Source organism: Ensifer sp. R1-3 (assembly GCF_056739175.1).
The window spans coordinates 3336411-3351201 of the sequence record NZ_CP096515.1 but is presented as its reverse complement, the minus strand read 5'-3'; the positions used below and the strand labels follow the sequence as shown (position 1 = coordinate 3351201).

The following is a 14791-nucleotide window of genomic DNA, read 5'->3' as shown; positions in this document are numbered from 1 at the left end:
GCACGACCCGGGAGGGAAATCAATGAAAGTAGAGCCGCAGGAAGAACACCGATGGCTGGAACAGCTGCTCGGCGAGTGGACGGTCACGTCCGAGGATTCGACGGGAAGCGGCGAGGACAGCCGGCCCTGGATCGAAAACGTCCGCTCGATGCACGGTCTCTGGGTCGTGTGCGAGGGAGAGGGCATCATGCCGGGGGGCAGCCCCGGCCAGACTTTGATGACGCTCGGCTACAATCCCGAGACAAAGCGTTATCTCGGTACGTGGGTCGGCTCCATGATGACGCATATGTGGGTCTATGACGGCGTTATAGAGGACGACGGGAAGACGCTTGCCCTCAATTGTGAAGGCCCCGACTTCGAAAATCCCGGCAGGACCGCCCGATATCAGGATAGAATAACCCTCATCGACGCGAACCGCCGGACCCTTACCGCCCGCGTCCAGACCGAAAACGGCGACTGGAAAGAAATGATGAGCGCGGAATACCGCCGCCGCTAGAGCGGGAAAAGTGCGTGCGGTTTTCCGCCCGCATTCCGCTTTAACTTATATTCGATCACGTTCACGATTTTAGGTCGACACACCGACATGAAGCGCGTGCGGACGGACCGGAAAGCAGCCTTCGATTGCGTTCGCGTTCCCCCACGCGACCGTCGTCGCCGACCGCAACGGCACATCCAGAAAAACCGGAGGACCGACAATGCATGGGAAATTCGTCTGGTACGAACTGATGACGACGGACATGAAGGCGGCGGAAGCCTTCTACAAGGACATCGTTGGCTGGAGCGCGCGTGACGCGGGAATGCCCGGCATGAACTACACGCTCCTTTCCGCCGGAGACCACCAGGTAGCGGGTCTCATGACGATGCCGGAAGGTGCGCTCGACATGCAGATACCGCCGGCATGGCTCGGCTATATCGCCGTCGACGATGTCGACGAGTCCGCCGCCAAGCTTGCCGCCGAGGGCGGAACGGTCCATCGCGCGCCGGAGGACATTCCGAATATCGGCCGCTTCGCAATCGTGACCGACCCGCACGGCGCCGCCTTCGCCCTCTTCAGGGGCGACGGCGAACCGCCACCGGCAATGGAGCAAATGGCTGCCGGCAACATCGGCTGGCACGAACTGATGGCCGGCGACCTCGACACGGCCTTCAGCTTCTATTCGAAGCTGTTCGGCTGGACCAAGGACCAGGCGATGGATATGGGCGAGATGGGCGTCTACCAGATCTTCGCCCATAATGGTCAGCCGATCGGCGGGATGATGACCAGGCCGAGAGAGGTTCCCAATCCTTTCTGGCTCTATTACTTCAATGTCGAGGCGATCGACGCGGCAATCGATCGGGCGCAATCCGGCGGCGCGAAGCTGTTGATGGGTCCGATGGAAGTGCCCGGCGGAGCGTGGATCGCGCAGTTCACCGACCCTCAAGGGGCGCTCTTCGCGCTGGTCGCGCCGAAACGCTGAGGGTTGGCGCATCTCAACGGGAACGCGGCGGACATCTCCGCCGCTGTCCTGCTTCGGCGATCATCCTCATGCCGGAGCCGGTATGGGTGAAGTCCGGCGCCTGCCCGCGTCCTGCCCCGGCGTGATGCGGGCATGGCGGGCGAGGAAATCGAGGACGGCGCGCACGCGCGCGGGAAGCGCGCCGCCCTGGCCGAGATAGACGGCGTGAACCTCCTCGAGATCGCCCGGATTGAGGTCTTCCAGAACCGGCACGAGGCGCCGGGCGCGGACGTCTTCCCTTACCGTGAACTCCGCAAGCCGTGCCAGCCCGGCGCCGGCAAGCGCCAGTTGGCGCAACCCCTCGCCATCGCTCACCTGTACCGCTCCCGAGGCCGGCAGCACGACCGTTTCCCCATCCGTCCTCAACGGCCAGCCGTCGACGGCGCGCGCGTAGCAGAAGCCGAGCCGCTCATGCCCCTTGAGCTCCTCGAGCGACGAGGGCATTCCGTACCGTTCTGTGTAGGACGGTGCCGCCACGATCATCATCCGCGTCGCCCCGAGCTTGCGCGCAATCAGCGTCGAGCTCTTCAGCGGTCCAGCGCGGATAGCCACATCGGCGCGCGCCTCCATCAGGTCCACGACGGCGTCGGTCATGACGATGTCGAGGCTGACGGCAGGAAAATGCGCCCGGAACTCGGGCACCAGCGGCATCAGGACGTGGGTGCCGAACGAGGCGTTGACGTTCAGCCGGACCCGGCCGACCGGGCTCTCGCCGGCCGATGCAGAGCGCTCCGCCTCGTCGATATCGGCGAGGATGCGCACCGTACGCTCGTAGAATGCATGTCCCTCCGGCGTCAGCTGAAGCTTGCGCGTCGAGCGGTTCACCAGCCTCACGCCGAGCCGCTCCTCAAGACGCAGCACGAGCTTGCTGACGGCCGAAGGCGTCATGCGGTAATGGCGGGCAGCAGCCGAAAATCCGCCCAGCTCCACCGCCTTCGCAAAGATCTCCATTTCGCCCGAGCGGTTGACCGAGGGTCTCGACATATGAATTCAGCTCACAGATAATATTCCCGGAGACAGTCTATATCCAAAGCGAGTACAGCTCCATCTTCATGTTACCGATTCATGAGCAAGAGTGGAGTTGCAGCTATGGAATATAGACGGCTTGGTTCCTCGGGACTGAAAGTACCGGTCCTCAGCTTCGGAGCGGGCACCTTCGGCGGCAAGGGGCCGCTCTTCGGCGCCTGGGGCAGCACGGATGCGGCCGAGGCGCGCCGCCTCGTCGACATCTGCCTCGAGGCGGGCGTCAATCTTTTCGACACCGCGGATGTCTATTCAGACGGCGCTTCGGAAGAGGTCCTTGGTGCCGCGATCAAGGGCCGGCGCGACGACGTCATTCTGTCGACGAAACTGTCGCTTCCTGTGGGCGAAGGACCGAACGCCGCCGGATCGTCGCGCTCGCGCCTGATCAGCGGTGTGGAAAAGGCGCTGAAACGGCTCGGAACCGACTATATCGACCTGCTGCAACTGCACGCCTTCGATGCCGGAACGCCCGTCGAAGAGGTCCTGTCGACCCTCGACACGCTCGTGCGCTCGGGCAAGCTGCGCTATGTCGGCGTTTCCAACTTTTCCGGCTGGCAGCTGATGAAATCCCTCGCCGCCGCCGACCGCCAGGGATATCCGCGCTACGTCGCCAACCAGGTCTATTATTCGCTTGTCGGCCGCGATTACGAATGGGAACTTTTGCCGCTCGGTCTCGATCAGGGCGTCGGCGCACTCGTCTGGAGCCCGCTCGGCTGGGGGCGGCTCACCGGCAAGATCCGCCGCGGCGAGCCCTGGCCCGAGGGCAGCCGCCTGCACGACACCGCCGCCTTCGGGCCGCCGGTCGACGAGGAAAAGCTCTACGACGTCGTCGAAGTCCTCGACGCCATCGCGCAGGAAACCGGCAAGACCGTTCCGCAGATCGCCATCAACTGGCTTCTCCAGCGCCCGATCGTTTCGAGTGTCATCATCGGTGCGCGCAATGAAGAGCAGCTCAGACAGAACCTCGGTGCCGCCGGCTGGTCGCTCACCCCCGAGGAGGTCGCCCGGCTCGACGCGGCGAGTGCGACGACCGCCCCCTACCCATACTTCCCCTATTACCGGCAGGAAGGCTTCGCGCGGATCAACCCGCCGGTCGTCTGAAGAAGACGAGACATGCACGCAAGCGACGAAGCCGGCAGCTCCATCGAAAACGGGGCTGCCGGCCGTCTGCCTAAAGCTTCGCCAGCGAAACACTCCAGATTTGTGATACATGGTCGAATCGGGATCGGCGGCTCAGCCGATGATGTTGCGCGAGCGGGGCGTCCGGCAGGGGTTGGAATGGCGAAGAAGCAGGCCGCAGGGCCGGAACAGATGAGCCGAATCGAGGGCGGCCCGGCCTTTGGCTATCGCGCCTTGCCGGGCGTCGCCGACGAAATGCTCGACGCGCGCGGCAACGTTCGGCCGGTATGGCAGCGGCTGCTTGCGACGCTCGGCCGCATGGACGAGACGGATCTTGCCAACCGCTTCGCACGCGCAGACCGGTATCTGCGCGATGCCGGGGTCTTCTATCGCGCCTACGGCAAGGAGAATTCCGAGCGCAGCTGGCCGCTTTCGCACATTCCCGTGCTGATCGACGAGGCGGAATGGGCCACGGTTTCCGCCGGCCTCGTCCAGCGGGCCGAACTGCTCGAGCGGGTGCTTGCCGACGTCTATGGCGAGAACCGGCTGGTCAAGGCCGGCCTGCTGCCCCCCGCCCTCATCGCTTCCAATCCGGAGTTCCTGCGCCCGATCGTCGGTCTCGAACCGGCGAACGGACATTTCCTGCACTTCTGCTCCTTCGAGATCGGACGCGGCCCCGACGGAAACTGGTGGGTGCTCTCCGACCGGACCGAAGCCCCCTCCGGCGCAGGCTTTGCGCTCGAGAACCGGGTGGCGACGACGCGGGCCTTTTCCGACCTCTATGCCGAAAGCCATGTCCATCGGCTGGCGGGATTCTTCGGTGCTTTCCGCGACACGCTGCAGGGGCACAAGCAACATGCGGACGACCGCATTGCCGTGCTCTCACCGGGCATCGCCAACGAGACCTATTTCGAGCATGCCTATATCGCCCGCTATCTCGGCTTCATGCTGCTCGAGGGCGAAGATCTGACCGTGGTCGACGGACGGGTCATGGTGCGCACGGTGGCCGGCCTGAAACCCGTCGGCGTGCTCTGGCGGCGCCTCGACGCATCCTTTGCCGATCCGCTGGAGCTCAACCAATCCTCGCATATCGGCACCCCGGGTATCGTCGAGGCGCTGAGGGCCGGCTCCGTCTCGATCGTCAATGCACTCGGCTCCGGTATTCTGGAAACGCGCGCCTTCCTGGCTTTCCTGCCGGCGATCTGCCGTCATCTGCTCGGCGAGGAGCAGAAGCTGCCGTCGATCGCCACCTGGTGGTGCGGACAGGAAGCCGAACGACGGCATGTCGCCGGCAATATCGAGCGCATGGTCATCGGCCCGGCCTATTCGACGCGGCCCTTCTTCGACGACGAAGGCCAATCGGTACTCGGCGCCTCCTTCCGCGAAAGCGCCGGGACCTCCATCGGCGAATGGCTCGCCGCGGACGGCGGCAAGCTGGTGGGCCAGGAGGTCGTTACGCTGTCGACGACGCCGGCCTGGGTGCATGGCCGGCTCACACCTCGACCGATGAGCCTCCGGGTGTTTGCCGCGCGCACGCGCGACGGTTGGCAGATCATGCCGGGCGGCTTCGCCCGCATCGGCTCCGGCGACGACGTGGCGGCGATAGCAATGCAGGCCGGCGGCACTGCCGCCGACGTCTGGATCGTCAGCGCCAAGCCCGTCGACCGCACGACCTTGCTGCCGGCGGAGGAGAGCTTCACCCGTAACCTGCCCGGCAGCCTGCCCAGCCGGGCAGCGGACAACCTCTTCTGGCTCGGCCGCTACATAGAAAGGGCGGAAGGCGCCCTTCGGGTTCTGCGCGCCTGGCACGGGCGTTTCGCTGAATCCGCCGATCCGAACATGCCGCTCCTGAAAGATGTGAGCGACTACCTCGCCGTGCTCGGCATCAGCACCGGGGAGCCGGTACCGGATAGCCTGCTTTCCAGTATCGACAGCGCCCTTTTCAGCGCCGGAAACATCCGCGACCGCTTCTCGCCGGACGGGTGGCTCGCGCTCAACGACCTCTCCAGAACGGCGCGGAAGTTCCACGCGACCGTTCAGGCGGGCGACGACGCCACGCACGCGATGACGATCCTCCTGCGAAAGCTCGCCGGCTTCGCGGGCCTGGTACACGAAAACATGTACCGCTTCACCGGATGGCGGTTCCTGTCGATCGGACGCTATCTCGAACGCGGCCTGCATATGACGGGACTGCTCGGCCACATGTCCGGACCAGAGGCTCCAGACGGCGCCTATGACATGCTGCTGGAGATCGGCGACAGCGTCATGACGCACCGCCGGCGCTACAACGTCAACACGGCGGCACCGACGGTCACCGACCTTCTGGCGCTCGATCCGCTCAATCCGCGCTCGGTCCTTTATCAGCTCAACGAGATCAAGAAAGAGGTCGAGCTCCTGCCGAACGCCTTCGTCAACGGGCAGATGTCACCCTTCTACCGGGAAACGATGCGGCTCCATTCCGGCCTTGCGATCATGACGCCGGAGCAGATGGACAGGGCCGTCTACAGGCGCCTGATGCAGGATCTCGAACACCTGTCCGAACTGCTGGCGCAGACCTATCTCGGCTGAAGGAGATGGTTGCCGTGCTCTACGACATCAGCCTGAAGATCACCTACGGTTACGAGGCCCCGGTAAGCGGCGGAAGACATCTCGTACGTGTGCTGCCGGTGTCCATTCCCGGACGGCAACGTCTTGTGGCCGGATCGGTGACCTGCCAGCCGGTGCCCTTCGAACGCCGGGAAGGCAGGGATTTCTTCGCCAACCCCACGACGTCCATCCTGTTCCGCTCCGTGCATGATCATCTCGTCATCCGGATGCAGGCGCGTGTCCAGGCTGAGGCGCCGGCGCTCACGGCCGACCTTTCGCCTCCACTCGGCGGTCTTGCGCCCGAGCTTGCCGCCTGCTGGTCGGTCGACGCCGAATCCCCGCATCATTTCCTCGGTCCGAGCCCGCTCCTTCCCGCCGTCCCGGAGATCGCCGCCTATGCCCGCGCGATCGCCCGCGATACCATGACGGTCGAGCAGATCGGAGCCGCCGTCTGCGATCGCATCCACCGCGACTTTGCCTACGACTCCGAAGCGACCACCGTGAACACCACCCCCGCCGAGGCCTTCGATCTGAAGCGCGGCGTCTGCCAGGACTTCGCCCATGTGATGATCGTGGCGTTGCGCAGTCTCGGGATTCCCGCCGGCTATGTCAGCGGGTTCCTGAGAACCCTGCCGCCGCCGGGTCAGGAACGGCTGGAGGGCGCCGACGCGATGCATGCCTGGGTCCGCTTCTGGTGCGGCACCACGGGCGGCTGGATGGAGCTCGATCCAACCAACAATATTCCAGCCGGCACCGACCACATCGTCGTCGGCCATGGCCGCGACTACGGCGATGTCGCGCCCGTGATCGGCGTGCTGAAAGGCTACGGCCGTCACACGACGGAACAGGCCGTCGACGTCGTCCCTGTCGGTTGATCCGAAACGGCACATATGTCCCGCTTCTGCACGGCCGCACCGGGCGAAATTCCCACTAGAAGCCATGGGTTTTTCAGGAACTTCGCTAAAATTGAACCGATTTCCTGAACATAAGAGCAAGGTATCGCCGCTAATTGTCGCCCCGGGCTTGCAATGTATTTGCTGGGGTGTTCACAGATGCGAAGACGATCAACCATAGGCCGATCCTTCTTGGCGATGCTGCGGGATCGGGGCGGCAATTTCGGAATGATGACGGCGCTGATCGCGCCGCTGCTCCTGGCCGTCGGCGGAGTGTCCGTCGATGTCGCCAACATGCTGATGACCAAGAACCAACTTCAGGACGCAACCGACGCGGCAGCGCTCGCGGCGGCTTCCGCGCTCGTTTCCGATGCGAGACCGGACATCGAAGAAGCGAAGGCGATCGCACGCAAGTTCCTGAAGACCCAGACGGCAGTGGCCTCCGCGACGGATACGCCGGGCGAGGAACAGCAGGTTGCGAGCCGCCAGGCTGGAGGCGAGGGATCGGCCGCCGCCGCACCACAATGGGACGACGTCAACACGACGGAGATCAATATCGCCGAGACGGCGAACGGCGCCAAGGGGAAGACGTTCCAGGTTACCGTCGCCAACAAACACCGCCTCCAGTTCAATGCGATGACGCGTCTGCTCGGCCAGGAGTCGATCGAGATCGAAACGCAGTCGATCGCCGAGAGCGCAACGGAGAGCAAGAACGCCCTGTCCATGTATCTGGTGCTCGACCGGTCCGGTTCGATGGCGTGGAAGACCAACACGGTCAACACTGCAAAGGCGAAATGCCAAAACTACACGGAAGCGAACTGGAGCAAGTTTCCGGACCTGAAGGCGACCAGCCCTTGCTACGTCACCAAGGTCGACGCCTTGAAAGCGGCCGTTGGCGACCTCCTTGCGCAACTTGTGACGGCGGACCCGGAATCGATCTATGTTCGTACCGGCGCGGTTTCCTACAACTCCGCCCAGGACATGGCGAGCAGTCTCTCCTGGGGAACGAATGGTGCAGCCAGCTATGTCAACGCGCTGGTGGCCACGGGTGGGACTGCCTCCGGCAGCGCCTTCAAGACCGCCTACCAGAAGGTGACAGCCCTGACGGAAGACAGCGCGCACGGCGCCAAGAACGGACAGGTGCCGACGAAATACATCGTCTTCATGACCGATGGCGAAAACAACTACGCCAATGACGATACCGTAACCAAGCAATGGTGCGACACGGCCAAAGCGAGCAAGGTTCAGATATACAGCGTAGCTTTCATGGCGCCGGATCGCGGCCAGAAGCTGCTGAAATACTGCGCCTCGTCCTCCTCGCATTATTTCGAAGCAGACGAGGCATCCGATCTGGTCGCGGCCTTCAAGGCGATCGGCGAGCGCGCCGCCGCACTGGCTTCCCGCCTGACGAAATGAACCGGGAGTCCGGCTGAAGTGCCGCCCGGTCTTGCCGGGCGGCCTAAAGCTCAACTGCTACCGGAAGTGGGCGCTGACAAGCATCTGCTGTTTTAATCCTTTTAAAAACACCTGTTGCAAGCGCTTCGGATCGATGCATAAATTGCCCTTGTACCTGGTCGGTTCCGACCTGGGGCTTTCCGGAATGCAATAAGGGTATGACAGTTCTCATGATGACTCGGCTCTCAACCACCGAACTGCCGCAACCCGCCCTCAGATCCTCGGAACCCAGCCAGCTTGCAGTCGAGATTCTCGAGCGTCTGAAATACCGCATCGGCAAGGACCCGAAAGTCGCCAAGCCGCACGACTGGCTGACGGCCGCCATCCTCGTGGCGCGTGACCGCATCACCGACAAATGGATGGACTCCACCCGCAAGACCTATTCGACCGGCGCCAAGCGCGTCTATTACATGTCGCTCGAGTTCCTCATCGGCCGTATGATGCGCGACGCGATGACGAATCTCGGCCTCATGGACGAGATGCGCGATGCGCTTGCCTCGCTCGGCGTCGATATCGACGTCGTTGCCGCTCTCGAGCCGGATGCGGCGCTCGGCAATGGCGGTCTCGGCCGCCTCGCCGCCTGTTTCATGGAATCCATGGCGACCGTCGACGTGCCTGCCTACGGCTATGGCATACGCTACATGCACGGTCTTTTCCGCCAGCAGATGGCCGACGGCTGGCAGGTGGAACTGCCGGAGACCTGGCTGGCGCATGGCAATCCCTGGGAATTCGAGCGCCGCGAAAGCTCCTACGAGATCGGCTTCGGCGGCAGCGTCGAAACGGTCAATATCGACGAGGAAGTGCAGCGTTACGTGTGGAAGCCGGCCGAGCGCGTTATCGCCACCGCCTTCGACACACCGGCCGTCGGCTGGCGGGCAACGCGCGTCAACACGCTTCGCCTCTGGGCCGCGCAGCCGATCGACCCGATCCTGCTCGACGCCTTCAATGCCGGCGACCATATCGGGGCGCTGCGCGAAAGCAACAAGGCGGAAAGCCTGACGCGCGTGCTCTATCCGGCCGACGCCACGCCGGCCGGCCAGGAACTCAGGCTCAGGCAGGAATATTTCTTCTCCTCCGCCTCGCTCCAGGACATCCTGCGCCGGCATCTGCAGCAGTATCCCGACTTCACGTCGCTGCCGGACGCCGTCGCCATCCAGCTTAACGATACGCATCCGGCGGTCTCCGTCGCCGAGCTGGTGCGTCTCTTGACCGATGTGCACGGGCTCGATTTCGAACAGGCCTGGGACATTTCGCGGCGGACCTTCTCCTATACGAACCACACCCTGCTGCCGGAAGCGCTCGAGAGCTGGCCGGTTCCGCTCTTCGAGCGGCTGCTGCCGCGCCACATGCAGATCGTCTACGCCATCAACGCCAAGATCCTGATCGAGGCACGCCGGGAGAGGCACGCGACGGACGAGGCGATCCGCAACATCTCGCTGATCGACGAAACCGGCGACCGGCGCGTGCGCATGGGCAATCTCGCCTTCGTCGGCTCGCACTCGATCAACGGCGTATCGGCTCTCCATACCGAGCTGATGAAGGAAACGGTCTTCGCCGACCTTCACGCGCTTTATCCGGACCGCATCAACAACAAGACCAACGGCATAACGCCGCGCCGGTGGCTGATGCAGTGCAATCCGGGTCTTTTCGGCCTGATCCGAGAGGCGATCGGCGACGAGTTCATGGACAATACCGAGGCGCTTCAGGCCCTCGACGCCTTTGCCGACAAGGCGGATTTCCAGGAGCACTTCGCAGCCGTAAAGCGCGCCAACAAGGTGCGGCTGGCAAAGCTGGTCCAGGCGAATCTCGGCATCCGGATCGATCCGTCGGCGATGTTCGACATCCAGATCAAGCGAATCCACGAATATAAGCGGCAGTTGCTGAACCTCATCGAAGCGGTGGCGCTTTACGACCAGATCCGCTCCCATCCCGAGCTCGACTGGGTACCGCGCGTCAAGCTCTTCGCCGGCAAGGCGGCACCGAGCTATCATAACGCCAAGCTGATCATTAAACTTGCCAATGACATCGCCCGCGTCATCAACAACGATCCGGCCGTCCGCGGCCTTCTGAAGGTCGTCTTCGTCCCCAACTACAATGTGTCGCTTGCGGAAGTGATGGTACCGGCGGCCGATCTCTCCGAGCAGATCTCGACGGCGGGCATGGAAGCCTCGGGTACCGGCAACATGAAGTTCGCGCTCAACGGAGCGCTGACCATCGGCACGCTCGATGGCGCCAATGTCGAGATGCGCGACTGGGTCGGCGAGGAAAACATCAAAATCTTCGGCATGACCGCCGAGGAGGTGGGCAAGGCGCGAGCGGAAGGACACAATCCGCGCGCCGTCATCGAAAATTCGCGCGAACTCTCGCAGGCGCTCGATGCGATCGCTTCCGGCGTCTTCTCGCCCGACGACCGCAATCGCTTCTCCGGCCTCGTGGACGGGCTCTACAACCACGACTGGTTCATGGTTGCAGCCGATTTCGAGGCCTATGCCAAGGCGCAGCGCGAGATCGACCAGCTCTGGACCACCCCGTCCGCCTGGTATTCGAAGGCGGTCCGCAACACCGCCCGGATGGGCTGGTTCTCGTCCGATCGCACGATCCGGCAATATGCCGGAGAGATCTGGAGAGCCGGATGACGGTTCCGCCCGGCAAGGATCCAGCCCCCGCCCCGCCAGGCATGCTGCCAGCGCCGGAAATCGCGGCAATACTTTCCGGTACCCACAGCAACCCCTTCGCCGTCCTTGGAGTGCATGCCGCGGGCAAGACCTATGTCGCCCGGTGCTTCGTGCCGGGCGCGGAAACGGTAGTTGCGGAAACGCTCAGCGGCAAGGAACTCGGCACGCTCGAGCGGCGCGACGAGGCCGGCTTCTTCGAGGGTCCGGTGGCGCTCCGCAAAGAGCAGCCCATCCGCTACCGCGCCCGTAACGACGGCGGCGAGTGGACCGTCATCGATCCCTACAGCTTCGGCCCCGTGCTCGGTCCGATGGACGACTACTATATCCGCGAGGGCTCGCACCTTCGCCTCTTCGACAAGATGGGCGCGCATCCGATCCGGCATGACGGCGCCGAGGGTTTTCACTTCGCCGTCTGGGCGCCGAACGCCCGCCGTGTTTCCGTGGTCGGGAGTTTCAACGACTGGGACGGACGCCGGCACGTCATGCGCCTGCGTGTCGACACGGGCATCTGGGAGATCTTCATCCCCGGCGTGCCCGTGGGTACGCCCTATAAATACGAAATCGTCGACAGCAACGGCACGCTGCTGCCGTTGAAGGCCGACCCCTTTGCCCGGCGCTCGGAGCTCAGGCCCGACACCGCTTCGATGACCGCGGACGAGATCGCCCAGAACTGGGAGGACGAGGCGCATCGGCGTCACTGGGCCGAGATCGATCCGCGCCGGCAGCCGATCTCGATCTACGAGGTCCATGCGGCCTCATGGCAGCGCCGCGACAATGGCGACATGCTCACCTGGGACGAACTGGCGGAAAGGCTGATCCCCTATTGCGTCGATATGGGCTTCACGCACATCGAGTTCCTGCCCATTTCGGAATATCCCTATGATCCGTCCTGGGGCTATCAGACCACCGGCCTCTATGCGCCGACCGCACGCTTCGGCGAGCCGGAGGGCTTTGCCCGTTTCGTCAACGGCTGCCATAAGGTGGGCATCGGCGTCATCCTCGACTGGGTGCCGGCGCATTTTCCGACCGACGAACACGGGCTTCGCTGGTTCGACGGCACCGCGCTTTACGAGCATGCGGATCCGCGCCAGGGGTTCCATCCCGACTGGAACACGGCGATCTACAATTTCGGCCGTCAGGAGGTCGTCGCCTTTCTGGTCAACAACGCTCTCTACTGGGCGGAGAAATTCCATGTCGACGGCCTGCGCGTCGATGCGGTCGCCTCGATGCTCTATCTCGACTATTCGCGCAAGCATGGCGAATGGGTGCCGAACGAATATGGCGGCAACGAAAATCTCGAGGCCGTGCGTTTCCTGCAGACGATGAACACCCGCATCTACGGCATCCACCAGGGCGTGCTGACCATCGCCGAGGAATCGACGTCCTGGCCGAAGGTCTCGCACCCGGTGCATGCCGGCGGGCTCGGCTTCGGCTTCAAGTGGAACATGGGCTTCATGCACGACACGCTGCAATATCTCTCGCGCGAGCCCGTGCACCGAAAGTTCCACCACAACGACATGACCTTCGGGCTGCTCTACGCCTTCAGCGAGAATTTCGTGCTGCCGCTGTCCCATGACGAGGTCGTCCACGGCAAGGGGTCGCTGATCGCCAAGATGGCCGGCGACGACTGGCAGAAGTTCGCCAATCTCCGCGCCTATTACGGCTTCATGTGGGGCTATCCCGGCAAGAAGCTCCTTTTCATGGGACAGGAATTCGCCCAATGGCGCGAATGGTCGGAGGACCGCGGTCTCGACTGGAACCTGCTCGAATACAATCTGCATGAGGGGATGCGCCGTCTGGTGCGCGACCTGAACGGCACCTATCGCTCGAAGCCGGCGCTGCATGCGCGCGACTGCGAGGGCGACGGTTTCGAATGGCTGATTGCCGACGATCGTGAGAATTCCGTCTTCGCCTGGCTGAGGAAAGCGCCCGGAGAGAAGCTGGTCGCGGTCGTCACCAACTTCACTCCGGTTTACCGGGAGCATTACGACATACCGCTTCCGGTGGCAGGGCGCTGGAAGGAAGTCCTCAATACCGACGCGGAAATCTATGGAGGAAGTGGCAAGGGCAACGGCGGCGCCGTCCATGCAGAGAAGAGAGCGAACGGAGAGACGATCGCCACCATCACGCTGCCGCCTCTGGCGACGCTGATGCTGGAGCAGGATTAGAGCGTCCCGCCCGACGGGGACTGGCTCGACGGGCGGAACAGGAGGAAATCGTTTGGGCTCGAGGCGCCGAAGAGGCGCCAAGCAGTCCCCCGAAATGATTTTGGGGAGGATAAATGGTGGAAAAACGTACGCAACCCCTGGCCCGTGATGCCATGGCCTATGTGCTCGCCGGCGGCCGCGGCAGCCGGCTCAAGGAACTCACCGACCGGCGTGCGAAACCTGCCGTCTATTTCGGCGGAAAGGCGCGGATCATCGATTTCGCGCTTTCCAATGCGCTGAATTCCGGCATCCGTCGAATCGGCGTCGCCACGCAGTACAAGGCCCACTCGCTGATCCGGCATCTCCAGCGCGGCTGGAACTTCTTCCGGCCGGAGCGTAACGAGAGCTTCGATATCCTGCCGGCGAGCCAGCGCGTTTCCGAAACGCAGTGGTACGAGGGCACCGCCGACGCGGTCTATCAGAACATCGATATCATCGAGGACCATGGCGTCGAATACATGGTGATTCTCGCCGGCGATCACGTCTACAAGATGGACTACGAACTGATGCTGCAGCAGCACGTCGATTCGGGCGCCGACGTGACCGTCGGCTGCCTGGAAGTGCCGCGCATGGAGGCGACGGGCTTCGGCGTCATGCATGTCGACAACGCGGACCGTATCATCGCCTTCGTCGAAAAGCCGGCGGATCCGCCGGGCATCCCCGGCAATCCGGACATGGCACTCGCGTCCATGGGCATCTACGTGTTCCACACGAAATTCCTGATGGACATGTTGCGTCGGGATGCCGCTGATCCCAAATCGAGCCGCGACTTCGGCAAGGACATCATTCCCTATATCGTCGAACACGGCAAAGCGGTGGCCCACCGCTTCACCCATTCCTGCGTCCGGTCCGACTTCGAGCGCGAGGCCTATTGGCGCGACGTCGGCACCATCGACGCCTACTGGCAGGCCAATATCGATCTCACCCATATCACGCCCGAGCTCGACATCTACGACAGCACCTGGCCGATCTGGACCTTCTCTGAAATCAAGCCGCCGGCCAAATTCGTCCATGACGACGAGAACCGCCGCGGCTCGGCCACGTCCTCGCTCGTCTCGGGCGATTGCATCATCTCGGGTGCCGCGCTCAACAGGAGCCTGCTCTTCACCGGGGTCCGGGTGAATTCATACTCCAGACTCGAAAATGCCGTAGTTCTCCCCGACGTGACGATCGGGCGGCATTCGATTCTGCGCAATGTCGTCATCGACAGCCGCGTCGTCATTCCGGAGGGCCTGGTCGTCGGTGACGATCCGGAGCTCGACGCGAAACGCTTCCGCCGCACGGAGAGCGGCGTTTGCCTGATCACGCAAACGATGATCGACAAGCTGGGAATGTAG

Annotated in this window: 10 protein-coding genes; 9 read left to right on the top strand and 1 reads right to left on the bottom strand. The window is 63.4% G+C overall.

All coding sequences use genetic code 11. From position 1 onward, the window contains the following. The first annotated feature begins 22 nt into the window (after nucleotides 1-22). Both M1D43_RS15870 and M1D43_RS15865 read left to right on the top strand, forming a co-directional pair. A complete protein-coding gene (locus M1D43_RS15870) occupies nucleotides 23-496 on the top strand; it encodes a DUF1579 domain-containing protein (protein WP_153315163.1) in 474 nt (157 codons plus the stop codon). A 199-nt stretch (nucleotides 497-695) separates the two neighbouring features. Beyond that, nucleotides 696-1457 carry a VOC family protein gene (locus M1D43_RS15865; RefSeq protein ID WP_003533923.1) on the top strand — a complete coding sequence of 254 codons (762 nt, stop codon included), beginning with the start codon at nucleotides 696-698 and terminating at the stop codon, nucleotides 1455-1457. Between the two features lie 66 nt (nucleotides 1458-1523). Here the strand turns inward: M1D43_RS15865 and M1D43_RS15860 are convergent, their stop codons facing one another. Then, nucleotides 1524-2480, bottom strand: a complete 957-nt coding sequence (locus M1D43_RS15860; protein ID WP_153315165.1) for a LysR family transcriptional regulator — start codon at nucleotides 2478-2480, stop codon at nucleotides 1524-1526. A gap of 105 nt (nucleotides 2481-2585) precedes the next feature. On the opposite strand from M1D43_RS15860, the gene M1D43_RS15855 reads away from it, so the two are divergent. The 7 genes from M1D43_RS15855 to glgC all read left to right on the top strand — a co-directional run bounded on the left by M1D43_RS15855 (nucleotide 2586) and on the right by glgC (nucleotide 14791). Beyond that, complete coding sequence (locus tag M1D43_RS15855) at nucleotides 2586-3620, top strand: aldo/keto reductase (RefSeq protein WP_498814020.1); 1035 nt, start codon at nucleotides 2586-2588, stop codon at nucleotides 3618-3620. Between the two features lie 177 nt (nucleotides 3621-3797). Further along, nucleotides 3798-6206 carry a circularly permuted type 2 ATP-grasp protein gene (locus tag M1D43_RS15850; protein ID WP_153315169.1) on the top strand — a complete coding sequence of 803 codons (2409 nt, stop codon included), beginning with the start codon at nucleotides 3798-3800 and terminating at the stop codon, nucleotides 6204-6206. 5 nt (nucleotides 6207-6211) lie between these two features. Beyond that, on the top strand, nucleotides 6212-7099 hold the full coding sequence (locus tag M1D43_RS15845) for a transglutaminase family protein (protein ID WP_153315171.1): 888 nt from the start codon (nucleotides 6212-6214) through the stop codon (nucleotides 7097-7099). 177 nt (nucleotides 7100-7276) lie between these two features. Beyond that, nucleotides 7277-8533, top strand: a complete 1257-nt coding sequence (locus tag M1D43_RS15840) for a vWA domain-containing protein (RefSeq protein ID WP_153315174.1) — start codon at nucleotides 7277-7279, stop codon at nucleotides 8531-8533. Between the two features lie 197 nt (nucleotides 8534-8730). Beyond that, on the top strand, nucleotides 8731-11208 hold the full coding sequence (locus M1D43_RS15835; protein WP_017263123.1) for a glycogen/starch/alpha-glucan phosphorylase: 2478 nt from the start codon (nucleotides 8731-8733) through the stop codon (nucleotides 11206-11208). Nucleotides 11209-11249: 41 nt separating this feature from the next. Next, nucleotides 11250-13415 (top strand): 1,4-alpha-glucan branching protein GlgB, encoded by a 2166-nt coding sequence (gene glgB / locus M1D43_RS15830; protein WP_318854086.1) that lies wholly within the window; start codon nucleotides 11250-11252, stop codon nucleotides 13413-13415. Between the two features lie 113 nt (nucleotides 13416-13528). Continuing rightward, entirely contained in the window at nucleotides 13529-14791 is a 1263-nt protein-coding gene (glgC, locus tag M1D43_RS15825) for a glucose-1-phosphate adenylyltransferase (RefSeq protein ID WP_003533906.1), read from the top strand.

Coding starts and splice junctions, on each gene's coding strand:
- M1D43_RS15870 (WP_153315163.1), top strand. CDS start 23: ATGAAAGTAGAGCCGCAGGAAGAACACCGATGGCTGGAACAGCTGCTC.
- M1D43_RS15865 (WP_003533923.1), top strand. CDS start 696: ATGCATGGGAAATTCGTCTGGTACGAACTGATGACGACGGACATGAAG.
- M1D43_RS15860 (WP_153315165.1), bottom strand. CDS start 2,480: ATGTCGAGACCCTCGGTCAACCGCTCGGGCGAAATGGAGATCTTTGCG.
- M1D43_RS15855 (WP_498814020.1), top strand. CDS start 2,586: ATGGAATATAGACGGCTTGGTTCCTCGGGACTGAAAGTACCGGTCCTC.
- M1D43_RS15850 (WP_153315169.1), top strand. CDS start 3,798: ATGGCGAAGAAGCAGGCCGCAGGGCCGGAACAGATGAGCCGAATCGAG.
- M1D43_RS15845 (WP_153315171.1), top strand. CDS start 6,212: ATGGTTGCCGTGCTCTACGACATCAGCCTGAAGATCACCTACGGTTAC.
- M1D43_RS15840 (WP_153315174.1), top strand. CDS start 7,277: ATGCGAAGACGATCAACCATAGGCCGATCCTTCTTGGCGATGCTGCGG.
- M1D43_RS15835 (WP_017263123.1), top strand. CDS start 8,731: ATGACAGTTCTCATGATGACTCGGCTCTCAACCACCGAACTGCCGCAA.
- glgB (WP_318854086.1), top strand. CDS start 11,250: ATGCTGCCAGCGCCGGAAATCGCGGCAATACTTTCCGGTACCCACAGC.
- glgC (WP_003533906.1), top strand. CDS start 13,529: ATGGTGGAAAAACGTACGCAACCCCTGGCCCGTGATGCCATGGCCTAT.